The sequence below is a fragment of the Rickettsia massiliae MTU5 genome (genome assembly GCF_000016625.1).
In the GTDB taxonomy this organism is placed as follows: Bacteria; Pseudomonadota; Alphaproteobacteria; order Rickettsiales; family Rickettsiaceae; genus Rickettsia; species Rickettsia rickettsii.
In genome coordinates this window covers 1,056,747-1,071,431 of record NC_009900.1, presented here as the reverse complement: position 1 = coordinate 1,071,431, position 14,685 = coordinate 1,056,747, and the positions used below count along the sequence as shown (strand labels likewise).

Sequence of the window (14,685 nt, the reverse complement as noted above, 5' to 3'; positions counted from 1 at the left end):
TATAAAACAACCGGTTATGACTTTTTTATCTCAATTTGTTTAAAAGCTTATTCTATCCTCTAAAGGACTAAAAGGCTGAGCCGGTTTTAACAATTCCGACGTTAATATAAATTTAGTTTTTTTCTCGATATTCGATAAAAAAGGTAAATGTAAGCTATGGGACTGCTCTATCACTGCATACTTATCCCATTCTGGATATTGCCTATTTAGATTTCCTATAGGATCAGCGGGACCGTAAACCTCTATACTACCGAATTTATATTTTTTTAAAGGATATAATTCATTATCATAAAATGAACTCTTCGGATACTTATTTCGAACCGCTAAATTAGTATATATAAATTTGTTTTGTTCTTTATGAAAAATGAAAATATCTAAACAAGCTTTTTTGCATATATTATAAGCTCTCTCATAGGAAACAGTATAACCGAGTTGCTCAAATTGCGGTAATGTTTGTTGCAAACGTATTTCGTCTTCATGCATAATACCGATATCTAAATCATCGTCAAAAGGAATTATGCCTTGATGTCTAACGGCTCCAAGCAGAGTGCCGCCGTCTATCCAATAATTAATATTATTCTTACCAAGTAGCTCATGAGTGTCTTTCATTAACTGATAAAGGGCAATAGCTTTTTGCTCGCTAATCCTGTATTTTTTTACTTGTTCATCACTTAAGGTGACATATCGCCAGTCATGTTCTAATATATACGCATAAAAAAATATCCCGGCAAATATAATTAATATTAAACCTATAATATTTTTAAAGCATAATATTGACTTTAATTTTATCATCTTTCATCTCAAATTGTATTTCTTCCGCCGATGTGACGTTTTTTAAATCTTCTGCTAATTCTGCAGATAATACTATGCCGCTAACTTCAAGCAATTTTATTGGAGCTTTTATAGATAGATTCTTCTCAGCTTTGAATTTTCTGACGATATCTAGTATTTCAAGCAGCCCTTCTGCTCCTTTTGCATCGATTGCATAATTTAAGTCACTGTAATTAACCCAGCTACCTTTAACATGAATAGAATTTTTACTATATAATATTTGGTATAATTCTTCGGTAATATGTGGCATGAAAGGTGCAAATAGTTTCAGTAACGTTTGCATAACATGATATAAAGTTAATATGCTACTATATTGTCCTTGTGGATTTTTGTTTTCCTCATCATAGCTTCTGGTTTTGCTTATTTCTAAATAATTATCACAAAATACCACCCAAAAGAATTTTTCCGTCAGATGCATAGCATTTGCATATTCGTAGTTTTGTAACTCATTTGTAGCTAGCTTAACTAATTCCACTAGCTTATTAACCATCCATTTATCAAACTCGTTAGTGATTTTTTCTTTAATATCGAGCAAACTTGCTTTTTTATCTTCACCTTTCAGTTTATCAAAATGTATAGAAACAAATTTAGCGGCATTCCATAGCTTGTTAACAAGCCTTTTGCCGTTTTTCATAATGTCTTCAGAATAGGCGGTATCAGCACCTAGTTTTGAATTTGCCGACCAATAACGTATCACGTCGGAACCATATTGTTCTAGCAGCTTTTCAGGCACTAAAACATTGCCCTTAGATTTTGACATTTTACTTCGATCTTCAGCTAAACACCAACCGCTTACCATGATGTTTTTCCACGGCAAAGTATTTTGGTGTAAATGAGCTTTTAAAATAGTATAGAACGCCCAAGTTCTGATAATTTCATGTGCTTGAGGTCTTAAATGCATCGGAAATAATTTATCGTGCCTATCTTTATTAATAGCGAAATCGTCAGAAATCCCATGAGTAGAAAGTTGAGGCGAAACGGAACTTGTTGCCCAAGTATCCATTACTTCATAATCAGGTTCTACTTCCTCTTTACTATAACCCATAGGTAAATCTTTTAACGGATCGATAGGCAACTGCGTAACATCGGCATATAAGATTTTTCCTTCCTCACCTACTCTTTTAGAGTACCAAACAGGGAAAGGTACACCAAAATAACGCTGCCTACTTATACACCAATCCCAACTAATGGCATTAATCCAATTCTCTAAACGAATCTTCATATTTTTAGGATGCCAATTTAACTCATTTGCTCTTTTAAGCAATTCTTCTTTATGTGATATAGTTTTAACGAACCATTGCGGTACAGTTAGTATCTCAAGAGGAGCACCTGACCTCTCAGCACATTTAACGGTATGAGTGATGTCTTCTTGTTTAATAAGCAACTCTTGTTTTTTTAAAATATCTATTATTTTTGTTCGAGCTTCTTTAATTTTCAATCCATCTATAGAAGTTTCATGTTGGAAGTCTATTGTACCTTTTTTAGTGATAATAGTTTTTAAAGGTAGATTATGCGTCTTCCACCAAGTAATATCCGTTTGATCACCAAACGTACAGCACATTACCAGCCCTGTACCTTTATCTTGTTGTACTAAAGGGTCAGCAAGCAGTGGAACTTTCTCATTAAAAAGTGGGGTTATAGCTGATTTACCTGCTAGATGCTTATAACGTCCATCGTTAGGGTGATAAAATACGGCTACGCAAGCCGGTAATAACTCAGGTCTGGTAGTGGCTATAGTAAGTGGGTCTCCTTGCTCGGTTTTAAACGTAATATAATTCATGAAAGAGGTTTTTTGCTTATCCTCAATATCGGCTTGGGCAAGAGCTGTACCATCTACCGGATCCCATAAAATCGGTTGATTAGCACGATAAATTTCCTTTTTTTGTACTAAATCAAGAAAAGACATTTGTGATATTTTGCGTGATAACGGACTAATAGTTTGGTACTCTAAACTCCAATCAACCGATACAGCTATTTGGTTAAATAGACTTCTAAACTTTTCTTCTTCACTTTCTACTACCTCTGCGCAAATTTTTATAAATTCAGATCGCTCCATATTATAAGCTTTGATCTGTTTCTGCTTTTCAACAAGTCTCTCGGTCGGTAGCCCGTTATCGTCAAAACCCATAGGATAAAAGATGTTTTTACCCATCATACGCTGAAAACGTACAATAAAGTCGGTTTGCGTATAGCTATAAACATGACCGATATGTAACTGCCCTGAAACTGTCGGAGGCGGAGTATCGATTACATAGGTTTCTTCTTTTGCAACGTTTGGATTATAAGCATAAATTTGTTTCTCTTGCCAAATTTGCTGCCACTTTTTTTCATTTGCGGTAAAATTATAATTTTTTGGAAATTCTTTCATAGATTTTGTAGTTGATTCAAGAATATTATTATAAAGGTTATCTGTGATTATGACAATAGATGCTTTTCTTTGGGAGGATATGGATATTTAGGATTTGTGTAAGTGGTGCTTGCATGATTAATTACTTATTTACAATTGAGCGAACAAAAGTTTCTTGAAGACCTGTAATTTTGGCAATAACAGGAATTTTAAAGCCCTGACTGAACATTTTCTTCGTTATAATTACTGCCTTATTATGTTCGCCCTCAGCTTTGCCTATCTCACAATACCCTGCACCTTTCCTTCATCTCTCTCTATATGTATCAGCGATAGTTTTCATAATAGTATCCTTATCTTGCGGTAATAGATGTGTATCCAATACTTCTACTAATTCCGGTTGTTTTTGTTTTGATAATTTTGCGTCAGTATACCATAAGAACGATCTTAGGTAAATATAACCTTTATCCAATATTATAATATGCTTAAACTCTGTAAAAACTTCTCCCATAGTTTTATCATATCCTGCATATAGATATGCTGCATCATATATTCTAGCATACCTAAATGTTTTTTCTTGACGATTTCATCATCTGTCATAGTTTGCAAATCTACTAATTGATAATCTTCCGCCATGAATTTCTTTGCCATCACACTATCAGTAAATAAACTCCACAGATTTCTTGGAGCATTATAAATTTCTTTACCGTTGTAAATAACTAAATTATAAACTAGCGGCAATTTATCCTTTCCTTGCTTATATCTTTCACATAATATATAGTATATATTTCCGTAACCGTAAAGCCGTCCAATAATCAATTGTTGATTGAGCCTCTACTAATACATAAACAAATGCTTCTTCTTTATTATTGGTGCTAATTTTATATGTTATATTACTATATTTCTTATTTAAAGATTCCTCAATGTAGCTTTCTTGTTCTACCGTTATTTTTGATAAATCTACTAAACTCTTAAAATCATCGGGTAAATAATATTCCAAAAATTCTTGTGTTGTTACCGGGTCGTTCATTATTATTTGTACTAATGAATCATGTTTTAATTTTTTAGCCATAAAAATCTAGTAGCTTTATTTCGTGGCGTATTTTATCTTAAATTATCTATAATATCCATATTTATTTAAATTTAACGTTTAATATGCTAATTCTAAACAAACTTTTACTTACTTTAAAATTAATGCGTGCAGATAAGTTGGTAGCTTATTTGCTGGTTTTTTTTCCTGCTTTATTTGGGTTACTGCTTGCAAACCCTTCAAGAATGGAGTTAATACATTTATTACCATTATTTATTTTAGGTAGTATAACAGCTAGAAGTAGCGGGTGTATTATTAACGATATATTTGATAGAAAATTTGATAAGCATGTCGCAAGGACTAAAGAGCGACCTTTAGCTAGCAAGGCTTTATCTGTTTCTTATGCTATTTTGATACTCTTTATTCTTAGCGTTATCTCACTTTGTATTTTGCTACTTTTAAACAAAACAGCCATATATACAGGTTTTTTTGCGGTAATAATGATTAGCCTATACCCGTTAATGAAACGTATTACTTATTTCCCGCAAATCTTTTTGGGATTTACCTTTAAGCTAGGGGCCTTAATAGCTTATGCGGCAGTTCAGGATACACTTGATATAGCAGCGATTATTATGTATTTAGCATGTTGTTTTTGGGCCATCGGTTATGATACGATTTACGGATATATGGATATAAAAGATGATAAGAAAATAGGAGTGAAATCGTTAAGTATATATTTAGAGAACAAGCATTCTAAGCTTTGGCTTTATATATGTTATATAGGTTTTATATTGTTATTTATTCTAGCAACAAAAATGGCTAACCATAATATCGACTATTTACCTATTTTAGCTGCTTTAATTTTACTGATATTGCAAGTAGCAACTCTTGATATTGAAAATCCTGCCAATTGTATGACAAGATTCAGAGCTAATAATTATATCGGATTAGTTTTGAGTATGGTGTTTTATTAAATTCTTTTCCTAATAACAGTCTTGTTAGGGATTAGATAATGTTCTTGATGTCATTCCTGCGAAAGCAGGAATCCATAAAAATAACATTAATATTGCTGTAAGTATTACATTTCTAGTAAAAAACATATAAGAATTTAATTTTTATATGTTTTACTGGATTTATGCTTTCGCAGGAATGACATTGACCCGTGCAACAACTCCTCTAACAGCCCATAAAGTTACCATCGATATTGCGGTTATATAAACCGCAATTGATAAAGAGTTGCCGGTTACATACCATAGCATTAGGCAGATTGACGGAGTAAGACGTCCGATTAATGAAGCACCTATACTACTGCCGATACCGACTAACATATATTTATCGGCAGTTTTAAATAAATCATTTAGCCAGCAGTTCAAAGGTGCCAAGAACCCGACACCGAGTATTATAATCCAAATACGTACAAAATTAACATACCATATAGATGAATTATTCAAGCAGAGCCATAAAGGAATTATGCTTAAACTCATTAAAATAAGAGTACCGTTTAGTATTTTAAGGTAATGTAGCTTTTTTGTTAGATGCCCTATTATCGGAATCATAATCATATCAAAAATCAGAAACTCAGTATTAAATTTCATCATTATTTCAAGTGATATATCAGTGATAAGCGGAATAAAACTATTCATAAAGACGAAAGGCACTATATAAGTCATATATGAGAAACCTATGGCAAAACTAATGCGTAAGATACTTAGTTTACAGTTCCAAATTGTAGTTAAGTCTTGTAATAGTGATGATACTACGTCATTGTGAGGAGAGGCCCCAGGTGTCATACCGTGGCTTGACCACAGTATCCAAAAATTACGTAAAGTAATTTTATCTTTTTTATTGGATCCCGCGGTCAAGCCGCGGGATGACAATGAGGGCTTTACCTTTACTACAATATCCTTGCTCTTTCTTAAAAAATAACCTATCAGTGCTGTAAGCCCGCCAAATATGAAACATAAACGCCAATATGTATTATACTCTACATTTAAAACTATAGTACTGATAAATGAAGCAAGAATAATACCGACCATAGTAGATGTTTGATAAAGGTAAGAAGCTTTAAACGCTTTTGTTTCTTCTTTATTCTCTAAAATAAATAATTTAGCAATGGCACATTCACCCTCGGAATATACTCCTTGCAACGTTCTAAGCAACACTAATAATAGCGGTGCAAGCCAGCCTATTTGAGCATGTGAAGGTATTAAACCGATTAGGCTAGTTGTTAAAGCAACGCCGATTAAAGAGTAAGATAAAGCAAAAACACCGCCGTATTTTTTAGCAATTACGCCAAAAAAATAAGAGCCTATGGGACGTGTCAATAAAGACGTAACAAGAACACTATAGGTAAGTATTAAAGCAACGACTTTATCATGATTCGGAAAAAAAATACCAGCAAGTAGCGGAGCAAGAAACCCATAAAGTGCAGTATCGAAATGATCCATCGCATTACCGATTAGGATCGAAAAATCCCTTTTACTTAATGAATTATTCATATATTAATAATTTAAAATTTATAATGGATTATACTCGATGAACTTGGAACATTGGTGACAATGTCTTTGTAAGTCCTCGGATGCTGAACGTTTAATATACGCTCCGCTCCTCGGCTTACAGACCGATTACTCTTTCCCAAGTTGATCTTCGTATAACAGCTCTTCATTTTGTAGGAGTATATAAGTATGTAATCTTCCTTGTAAATATTTTTTTAAGAGATATGATTATAAAGTCATAGCTTAAAGTAATTGTAATGAATGAATAATTTGAAACAAGGAAAGTTTATTACATTTGAGGGAGGGGAAGGGATAGGCAAATCTACTCAATCTCAAATGCTCTATGAATATTTACAATCTCAAAATACTCCCGTTATTTTAACTCGTGAAGTCGGTGGTACTATTGTAGCCGAAAAAATGCGTGAAATTCTAGTACATGAAGAATTACTACCCATGTCCGAGCTATTACAAGCTATAGCAGCACGTTATGATCATATGGCACGGAAAATTATACCAGCTCTACAAGAGGGACATATTGTAATATGTGATAGGTTTATTGACTCAACTGCATGTTATCAAGGATTAGAGCTAGAAAACGGCATAGATTTAGTTTATAATCTGCACAAAACTTTAATGCCTTCTCTTATGCCGGATATTACGTTTTTTATTGACGTAGAGCCGGATACTGCTATTAAGAGAGTCAATTCACGAAATATGAGCAATAAATTTGATATAAGAGGTATAGATTTTTATAAAAAAATCTATGATTGCTTTAAAGAATTAAGTAATAGATTTCCTGAGAGAATAAAAACAATTAAAGCTTCAGATTTAAGTCCACTTGAAGTACATGAGTTAATAAAAAAGCATTTATGAACAATACTTACTACATTACTACCCCTATATATTACGTTAACGATGTGCCCCATATCGGTCATGCTTATACTAGCGTTGCAAGTGACGTAATCGCTCGTTTCATGCGACTTCGAGGTTTCGATGTAATGTTTTTAACAGGTACTGACGAACATGGGCAGAAAGTAGAAAAAGCAGCTATTAATAAAAATATTGACCCACAACAATTTACCGATCAAACATCCGAGATTTTTCGTCATCTGATGACTGCTATGCATATTTCCAATGATGATTTTATCAGAACAACGGAACACAGGCATAAAGAAGCTGTAGCTGTTTTTTGGCAGAAATTACTAGAAAACGGCACTATTTATGAAGGTTTTTATGAAGGGTGGTATGCAGTGCGAGATGAGGCTTTTTTTGATGAGTCGGAACTTACGAGTGACGGTTTAGCACCGACGGGTGCTCCAGTTGAATGGGTTAAAGAGCCTAGCTATTTCTTTAATCTTTCAAAATGGCAGGATAAATTGCTTGAGTTTTATGAAGCAAACCCTGATTTTATCAGACCTATATCAAGGCGTAACGAAGTAATTAGCTTTGTTAAATCGGGTTTAAAAGATTTATCGGTATCGCGTACTACTTTTAACTGGGGAATAAAAGTGTCAAATAATGAAAAACATGTAATTTATGTTTGGCTTGATGCATTGGCTAATTATATTTCAGCACTCGGTTATCCTGACAAACAAAGTAATTACGGTAAGTTTTGGCCGGCTGATTTACATGTAGTCGGTAAAGATATCTTGCGTTTTCATGCCGTCTATTGGCCTGCTTTCTTAATGGCTGCAGAAGTTCCGTTGCCGAAAACAATTATGGTTCATGGCTGGTGGACGAATGAGGGGCAGAAAATCTCTAAATCTCTTGGTAATACCATTGATCCGATTAAGTTAATTGATGAATTCGGTGTTGATCAAGTTAGGTATTTTCTGATGCGTGAAGTAACTTTTGGTGCGGACGGCAATTTTGCTCGTAGTAATTTAATTACCCGTATTAATAGCGAGTTGTCAAACAAAATAGGTAATTTATTACAGCGTACTACATCTTTTGTTTATAAGAATAATGACGCCAAAGTGCCTTTGCTTACGCAAGGTGTTATAGATAAAATATATGAGCTACCGATTTTAAAAACTGCAAGTAAATTTGTCGAGCAGAATATTTTATTGATGGACAAAACAGAGATTAATAAAATTCTTGAAAATATTATTAATTTGGCCGAAGAGGCAAATATCTATATTGATAGCGAAGCACCCTGGAATTTGAAAAAAACCGATCCAGATAAAACGTTAGAAGTGTTATACGCTTTACTAGAAGTTTTACGCTATATTGCGATAATGCTTCTGCCTTTTATACCGAGTTCAGCAAATAAAATGCTTGATCAGTTAGGGGTAAATAAAGAAGAACGTCTATTTAAGCATTTAATACGTGATTATACTTTAACAGCGGGTAGCAATATTTTAGAACCTACCATAATATTTCCAAAATTTGAATAGTGTGTCATACCGTGGCGAGACCGCAGTATGACACACCTACTAAGAGTATAATATGTTAATAGATTCACATTGTCATCTTAATTTACGTAGTAACTTGTCATCCCGCGACGCGATCGCGGGATCTAGTGAGGGTATTAAAACAACTAATATTAGTTGTTTTCTAGATACCGTAGTCAAGCCATGGTATGACGCAGTGCTTTTAGATTCTGTCATTCAAAGAGCATTAGAAAATAATGTGCAGTATATGCAAACTATCTGCACTAAAATTGAAGATTTACCTATTATTTTAGAGATAGCTGAAAAATATGAAAATGTTTTTGCGAGTGTTGGGGTGCATCCGTGTGAAGTGAATTCTTTTATTAGTCATTGCGAAGCACTGCAAGTGCTGTGGCAATCTCAGGAAGCTTGGACAAGATTGCTACGTCAAGACTACGTCTTTCCGAACTCAGATGCTGAGGCAATTATTATGCTAACCCAGCATCCGAAAATTATCGGAATCGGTGAAACGGGGCTTGATTATTATCATCAGCCTTACGATCACAAATTACAAAAAGATTCGTTTGTAGCACATATACATGCGGCGTCTAGTACACGTCTGCCTGTTATTGTTCATACAAGAGAAGCAGACGAAGATACTATTGATATTTTAACCTCAGAAATGCATAACAGCAAATTTCCAGGTTTAATACATTGCTTTACCTCTTCAAAAAATCTAGCGGCAAAAATGCTAGATATCGGTTTATATATTTCAATTTCAGGGATTATAACTTTCAAGAATGCTACTGATTTACAAGAAATAGTCAAATATATACCGCTTGATAGGTTATTAATAGAAACCGACACTCCTTACTTAGCTCCTACGCCTATGCGCGGCAAACAAAACGAACCGGCATTTGTTAGGTATGTCGCTGAAAAAGTTGCTGAACTCAAAAATATAACATCACAAGAAGTAGCAAATGTGACTACTCATAACTTCAAAACATTATTTTCTAAATTTGAAAAATATATAAATAATACTTTATAAAAACATCAAGTTTGATAGTTTAAAGTTGCAATTTTTAAAATAATATGTATATTTCATAGTATTTCAGTTATTAGTATATTTGATATGGAATTTAATCGCAAAAATACCATCATTGGTTTTTTAAAAGCACATGAAGATCAGAAATTTACCTCTTGTGGCATAGCTGAATGGCTTGTAGAAAATCACATTGACGAAGCAAGACTCAAAGCAAATGCAAGTACAAATAAGAGATTGTTAGAAGCAAAGACTCAAGAAGAAAAAGATAAGGAAATTATAGGAATTGATGTAGGTGAAATTAGCAGTAGTAAGCTTTCTGCTGAACGAAGACAAGAACCTAATAGAATAGAGCTAAAACCTAAGCTAAAGTTTTATTATTCGCAAAACCCTGATTACTATGTCAATAATGAACAAGCCACAGAACCTAAAATAAATGCAAATAAAGAAGATAAAATAATCGCAGTGCAAATATGTGATGCACTTGCATTATATCTTCAAAACAAATTGAAGATTCATAATATACCTATTAAGCATAATTGTTCTTCAAATAAACAAGGAACTAAAAAAGGTAATAATAAATGGTTACACCCAGATTGGGTAGGTATGGGGCAGTTCTTAATGACAAGTGGAGTTCACTAATTAAAGATTGTGCTAAATATTATGCAGGAAAACAAGCAAGGCTTTGGTCTTTTGAAGCAAAAAAAATTATCAATCGTAATTTACGAGAATCTTTTTTTCAGGCTTTATCACATTCCTCATGGGCACATTATGGTTATTTAGTTGCTGCTGATTTAATTGAAAGTAGATAAAATGATACTAGGCATGGTATAGGATTTATTTTAGTAGATATAGAAAATCCTGAAGATAGTAAAATATCAAGTCCTGCTAGAGAAAGACCGGAAATAGATTGGAATATGGCTAATAGGTTAGCAGAAGAGAATAAAGATTTTGAAAATTATATAAATAATATTGATACATTCTATAAAAAACAGAAAGTAAATGATAGTACTTGGTTTAATATTAATGACCACGTAAATAAAATTCCTAAGCAAAATAAGAAGAAAAAATAAACATATTTATATATAGACCATTATTATCACGCATTTATAAAAATTTAAACCGTGAATCCTAAAATTAATGTACTGAGTTTTAGTGTTAAACTAAATTTATATTAATTATTTTTAAATTTGTGGATAAGTTATGATTAACTGTGATTTAAGTACTAATTATACATATTATATGTTAGAGGGGCTGAGAGCACAAATTGCTCCAATGCATTTAGGTATAAACATTCTAAAAGAAGCATATGAACATGAGTCATTAGAAGATAACGGTTTTGCAAGAATTATGCATGCTTATTTAACGCTTTGTGAATGTATGACTAGAAAATATGAAAAACCCGAATTTAATATCCTTGAAACAATTATTGATGATAAAACCTATAACATTAATGAAAAAGTTATACTAAAAAAGTCTTTTTGTGAACTAAGGCATTTTCAGAAAATAGGTTTTAAACAAGAATTACCTCAATTATTAATAGTAGCACCCATGGCGGGACATCACGCTACTTTACTTAGAACAACAGTACAAGAATTATTACCGTATACCGATATTTATATTACAGATTGGACGGAAGCCAGTTATGTGCCGCTTGAAGCAGGGCATTTTGATATGGATGATTATATTGATTACGTAATGGAGTTTATCAATTTTATAGGACCGAATGTGCACACTATGGCAGTTTGCCAACCTACTGTTCCACTGCTTGCCGCCATTAGCTTAATGTTGGAGAGTAATAGTCCAAATGTGCCGAGTTCGATGATTTTGATGGGCGGCCCTATAGATGCTAGAAAAAATCCCACGGCAGTTAATGAATTCGCTCAAAGTAAAAGTTTAGAATGGTTCTGCCAAATGGTTACAATGCAGGTGCCGCTAAACTATCCCGGACATGGTAGAAAAGTATATCCCAGCTTCCTCCAACTTGCTGGCTTTATGAGTTTAAACTTATTTCGTCATATAGATTCACATTTAGAATTATGGCAAAGTTTATTAAATTCTGATTATAAAAAAGCCGATCATACTATTAAATTTTATGATGAGTATTTAGCAGGTATGGATATGCCGGCAGCGTTTTACTTACAAACTATAGATGAAGTATTCCAACAATTTTCGTTAGTAAGAGGTAAATTAGTTTCTGAGAAGTGTCCGATCGATTTAAAACATATTACTAAATGTGCTTTACTCGGTATTGAAGGGGAATTAGATGATATTGCAGCGGTAGGGCAAACAAAAGCTGCTTTAAAACTTTGTTCAAATATACCTGACTCAATGAAAAGATACCATTTACAAAAAGGGGCAGGGTATTACGGGGTATTTAGCGGAAGTAAATTTAAACAGTTTATAGTGCCTATTATCAAAGATTTTATCTATGATTTTGTGATAAAACTAATTTCAAGCAATCTAAACTTAAGGCAGTATAAAAATAGTCATTACGAGCGGGCATTGCCTGCGTGGATTGTCACGCTCCTTTCAGTCGCTCGCAATGACGGGGTGGTATCTATGCAACAATGCCTTGTTGGAATGATATCGCAGCCATACAACAAGATCATAATTAAAGGAGAAGTGTGGTAATCTAATATTCAACTCTTATTAGTTTTTTGAATTTCTTGTTGTTGCTGTTGTTTGTATTCTGCCGCTTTTTCTTCTATGTAATTAAAAAAGAAATAAGTAAAAGTTAAAAAACCGGTCAAAATAATACTAAATGTTATGAGTATTGCTTTAAGTTGCTTGCGTGAGTCTTCTGCTTTTAACCTTTTCTCTTCTTCATCTATGTCTTCATTATTTTTGACTTCAGATGTTATTGTTTGTTCTTCTGTAGTATTTTCCATGTTGTAACTCAACTAAAATGAACCGCTTTATTACTAAGTTGTTCCTATAACTTACAGATTTTTGAAGTTTATAAGATTAGCTATATTTGAATGATGAGGTTTTAAACTCATCAAAATAGGATATATAAGCAATAACGCTATGTCAATAGTCTTGAATATTAGCTGTGTTTCAACCAAGGTTATACATATTATTATAATTTGAGTCTCCTAACATTGAAGTATTTAAAGTATCGGAGTAAGAAGCTGATAATATAGCATCATCAAAAGTGATATTAAGCTGTCCTATATAGTCTTGAATAAAATTGTTAACAGTAGATTCAAAGCTTGTATATTTTTAGGATATGAATAAACAAGCTGTGTACATTCTGTATTTCCTAATTTACTTCCAATCCATGTTAATATAACATAGAGAGTTATATTCATCTTGGGAGTTACGATTAATTATTTCGTAAGTTTTAGCAAGAATATAACAAGCTTCGTTATTTCCCTTCATAGTTTCTAATTTTATTTCTTCAGAAGATAAAATTTTATTTAGAAAAGCTTTTTCATATATTTCATAATTCGGTGATGAATCAGATTTTCCGTTAAAAAGAGCAGTAAATAGGATTTTAGCTTTCTCTAGATCATTCATTTTAATTTTGCTCTATTTTCATTACTAATTCTTTGATTTCATTCATTTTTGATTATCCAGCTGATGGTTCAAACCTCCACCTTCAGGTGGAGAAACTTTAGTTTGAATAAGTCATAGTCGTCTTATATAAAATAAGTAAGTAGGACTTATTTTATAGGATGACTATGACAGAATATGAAAAAGGGAAACATACGGTATATTATCACAGGTATCACATAGTATGGATAACAAAATACCGTTATAAAGTATTAACCCAAGTTATCAAAGAAAGGATTAGGGAAATCATAGCTCAAGTTTCAGAGGAAATGAATATTAGGATAGTAAATGGGGTGATATCATCTGATCATTTACATATTTTAGTATCGATACCTCCTAATATAGCAGTAAGTGAATTTGTACAAAGAGCAAAAGGTAGAACTGCACGTAGAATACAACAAGAATTCCCAGAATTAAAAAAGAGATATTGGGGGAAGCATTTTTGGGGAAGAGGTTATTTTAGTACAACAAGTGGTCATATCACAGATGAAGTAATTAATGAGTATATAAATAACCATACAGAAGCTCATAAACCAACTTCTATTTCTAACATTAGATTGGAATAAGCTTTAGCTTAAACTCTACGGCACTTCTAGTGCCTATCATCAACCTACCGGCTCTCAGCCGGTAGTGGTTGAGTTATTGGCAACCAAAAGACCGTTCATAGTATCGATAATTATGACATTGTCAAGACCTACTACGGTAGTTAATTTATTATTAGAACTAATGAAAGAGTTTGTAGTATTGCTTGTTACTACGTTTCCCTCGCAATAATTATCGTTTATATTCCGGTGTTTTACCTGTAATAAGGAATGCCAAGTACCAAGATCGTTCCAAGCAAAATCGGCTTTTATCATGACCATTCCCGAAATATATGTCATTATGGCATTGTCTATAGAAATTGCTGCGATTTCATTATAAGCCTCATTGTCTATTGCCAAACTATTCTCATTTTTTACGGCAGTATTAAATGCTTTTTCTGCAATACAGAATAAATCAGGTTGAAGGTTCAT

At 33.0% G+C, this 14,685-nt stretch carries 15 protein-coding genes and 2 pseudogenes; 9 read left to right on the top strand and 8 right to left on the bottom strand.

Going from position 1 to position 14,685, the window contains the following annotated elements:
• Positions 1–39: 39 nt before the first annotated feature.
• From RMA_RS05860 to RMA_RS11255, 4 genes and pseudogenes are all read right to left on the bottom strand, one after another.
• A complete protein-coding gene (locus RMA_RS05860; protein ID WP_012153080.1) occupies positions 40–792 on the bottom strand; it encodes a LicD family protein in 753 nt (250 codons plus the stop codon).
• Positions 761–3,199: a valine--tRNA ligase gene (locus RMA_RS05855; RefSeq protein ID WP_041404829.1), complete on the bottom strand. Its 2,439-nt coding sequence runs from the start codon at positions 3,197–3,199 to the stop codon at positions 761–763. The genes RMA_RS05860 and RMA_RS05855 overlap by 32 nt, the downstream gene beginning before the upstream one ends.
• A gap of 283 nt (positions 3,200–3,482) precedes the next feature.
• The gene (locus tag RMA_RS11260) at positions 3,483–3,686 is read right to left on the bottom strand and encodes a hypothetical protein (RefSeq protein ID WP_238375429.1); all 204 of its coding nucleotides are present in this window, start codon (positions 3,684–3,686) and stop codon (positions 3,483–3,485) included.
• Positions 3,650–4,205 (bottom strand): annotated as a pseudogene (locus tag RMA_RS11255) (Rpn family recombination-promoting nuclease/putative transposase). Before RMA_RS11255 ends, RMA_RS11260 begins: the two are co-directional and overlap by 37 nt.
• A gap of 125 nt (positions 4,206–4,330) precedes the next feature.
• Between RMA_RS11255 and ubiA the strand changes: the two are divergent.
• Positions 4,331–5,179, top strand: a complete 849-nt coding sequence (ubiA, locus tag RMA_RS05845; RefSeq protein ID WP_014365503.1) for a 4-hydroxybenzoate octaprenyltransferase — start codon at positions 4,331–4,333, stop codon at positions 5,177–5,179.
• Positions 5,180–5,338: 159 nt separating this feature from the next.
• Here the strand turns inward: ubiA and RMA_RS05840 are convergent, their stop codons facing one another.
• Positions 5,339–6,703 carry an MFS transporter gene (locus tag RMA_RS05840; RefSeq protein ID WP_012153077.1) on the bottom strand — a complete coding sequence of 455 codons (1,365 nt, stop codon included), beginning with the start codon at positions 6,701–6,703 and terminating at the stop codon, positions 5,339–5,341.
• A gap of 258 nt (positions 6,704–6,961) precedes the next feature.
• Here RMA_RS05840 and tmk point away from each other — a divergent pair, with 258 nt between their 5' ends.
• From tmk to phaZ, 7 genes and pseudogenes are all read left to right on the top strand, one after another.
• On the top strand, positions 6,962–7,573 hold the full coding sequence (gene tmk, locus RMA_RS05835) for a dTMP kinase (protein WP_012153076.1): 612 nt from the start codon (positions 6,962–6,964) through the stop codon (positions 7,571–7,573).
• The gene (metG, locus tag RMA_RS05830; RefSeq protein WP_012153075.1) at positions 7,570–9,096 is read left to right on the top strand and encodes a methionine--tRNA ligase; all 1,527 of its coding nucleotides are present in this window, start codon (positions 7,570–7,572) and stop codon (positions 9,094–9,096) included. Before tmk ends, metG begins: the two co-directional genes overlap by 4 nt.
• Positions 9,097–9,148: 52 nt before the next feature.
• The gene (locus RMA_RS05825; RefSeq protein ID WP_012153074.1) at positions 9,149–10,120 is read left to right on the top strand and encodes a TatD family hydrolase; all 972 of its coding nucleotides are present in this window, start codon (positions 9,149–9,151) and stop codon (positions 10,118–10,120) included.
• An 84-nt stretch (positions 10,121–10,204) separates the two neighbouring features.
• Entirely contained in the window at positions 10,205–10,756 is a 552-nt protein-coding gene (locus RMA_RS10010; RefSeq protein ID WP_187145912.1) for a hypothetical protein, read from the top strand.
• A complete protein-coding gene (locus RMA_RS09540; RefSeq protein WP_148194421.1) occupies positions 10,696–10,926 on the top strand; it encodes a hypothetical protein in 231 nt (76 codons plus the stop codon). The genes RMA_RS10010 and RMA_RS09540 overlap by 61 nt, the downstream gene beginning before the upstream one ends.
• A gap of 105 nt (positions 10,927–11,031) precedes the next feature.
• Positions 11,032–11,187, top strand: a complete 156-nt coding sequence (locus RMA_RS10005; RefSeq protein WP_187145883.1) for a hypothetical protein — start codon at positions 11,032–11,034, stop codon at positions 11,185–11,187.
• Between the two features lie 130 nt (positions 11,188–11,317).
• Positions 11,318–12,597, top strand: a pseudogene (phaZ, locus tag RMA_RS05815) (polyhydroxyalkanoate depolymerase).
• A 159-nt stretch (positions 12,598–12,756) separates the two neighbouring features.
• On the opposite strand, the gene RMA_RS05810 reads toward phaZ, so the two are convergent.
• A complete protein-coding gene (locus tag RMA_RS05810) occupies positions 12,757–13,005 on the bottom strand; it encodes a hypothetical protein (RefSeq protein WP_041404828.1) in 249 nt (82 codons plus the stop codon).
• A gap of 379 nt (positions 13,006–13,384) precedes the next feature.
• Entirely contained in the window at positions 13,385–13,636 is a 252-nt protein-coding gene (locus RMA_RS09535; RefSeq protein ID WP_148194420.1) for a hypothetical protein, read from the bottom strand.
• Between the two features lie 164 nt (positions 13,637–13,800).
• On the opposite strand from RMA_RS09535, the gene tnpA reads away from it, so the two are divergent.
• The gene (tnpA, locus tag RMA_RS05800; protein WP_041404948.1) at positions 13,801–14,238 is read left to right on the top strand and encodes an IS200/IS605 family transposase; all 438 of its coding nucleotides are present in this window, start codon (positions 13,801–13,803) and stop codon (positions 14,236–14,238) included.
• A gap of 54 nt (positions 14,239–14,292) precedes the next feature.
• Here the strand turns inward: tnpA and RMA_RS11250 are convergent, their stop codons facing one another.
• Complete coding sequence (locus RMA_RS11250; protein ID WP_238375428.1) at positions 14,293–14,685, bottom strand: hypothetical protein; 393 nt, start codon at positions 14,683–14,685, stop codon at positions 14,293–14,295.

Bases quoted from the DNA above. Each gene is read 5' to 3' on its own strand.
- RMA_RS05860 (WP_012153080.1), bottom strand. From the start codon at position 792: ATGATAAAATTAAAGTCAATATTATGCTTTAAAAATATTATAGGTTTA.
- RMA_RS05855 (WP_041404829.1), bottom strand. From the start codon at position 3,199: ATGAAAGAATTTCCAAAAAATTATAATTTTACCGCAAATGAAAAAAAG.
- RMA_RS11260 (WP_238375429.1), bottom strand. From the start codon at position 3,686: ATGGGAGAAGTTTTTACAGAGTTTAAGCATATTATAATATTGGATAAA.
- ubiA (WP_014365503.1), top strand. From the start codon at position 4,331: ATGCTAATTCTAAACAAACTTTTACTTACTTTAAAATTAATGCGTGCA.
- RMA_RS05840 (WP_012153077.1), bottom strand. From the start codon at position 6,703: ATGAATAATTCATTAAGTAAAAGGGATTTTTCGATCCTAATCGGTAAT.
- tmk (WP_012153076.1), top strand. From the start codon at position 6,962: ATGAATAATTTGAAACAAGGAAAGTTTATTACATTTGAGGGAGGGGAA.
- metG (WP_012153075.1), top strand. From the start codon at position 7,570: ATGAACAATACTTACTACATTACTACCCCTATATATTACGTTAACGAT.
- RMA_RS05825 (WP_012153074.1), top strand. From the start codon at position 9,149: ATGTTAATAGATTCACATTGTCATCTTAATTTACGTAGTAACTTGTCA.
- RMA_RS10010 (WP_187145912.1), top strand. From the start codon at position 10,205: ATGGAATTTAATCGCAAAAATACCATCATTGGTTTTTTAAAAGCACAT.
- RMA_RS09540 (WP_148194421.1), top strand. From the start codon at position 10,696: ATGGTTACACCCAGATTGGGTAGGTATGGGGCAGTTCTTAATGACAAG.
- RMA_RS10005 (WP_187145883.1), top strand. From the start codon at position 11,032: ATGGCTAATAGGTTAGCAGAAGAGAATAAAGATTTTGAAAATTATATA.
- RMA_RS05810 (WP_041404828.1), bottom strand. From the start codon at position 13,005: ATGGAAAATACTACAGAAGAACAAACAATAACATCTGAAGTCAAAAAT.
- RMA_RS09535 (WP_148194420.1), bottom strand. From the start codon at position 13,636: ATGAATGATCTAGAGAAAGCTAAAATCCTATTTACTGCTCTTTTTAAC.
- tnpA (WP_041404948.1), top strand. From the start codon at position 13,801: ATGACAGAATATGAAAAAGGGAAACATACGGTATATTATCACAGGTAT.
- RMA_RS11250 (WP_238375428.1), bottom strand. From the start codon at position 14,685: ATGAACCTTCAACCTGATTTATTCTGTATTGCAGAAAAAGCATTTAAT.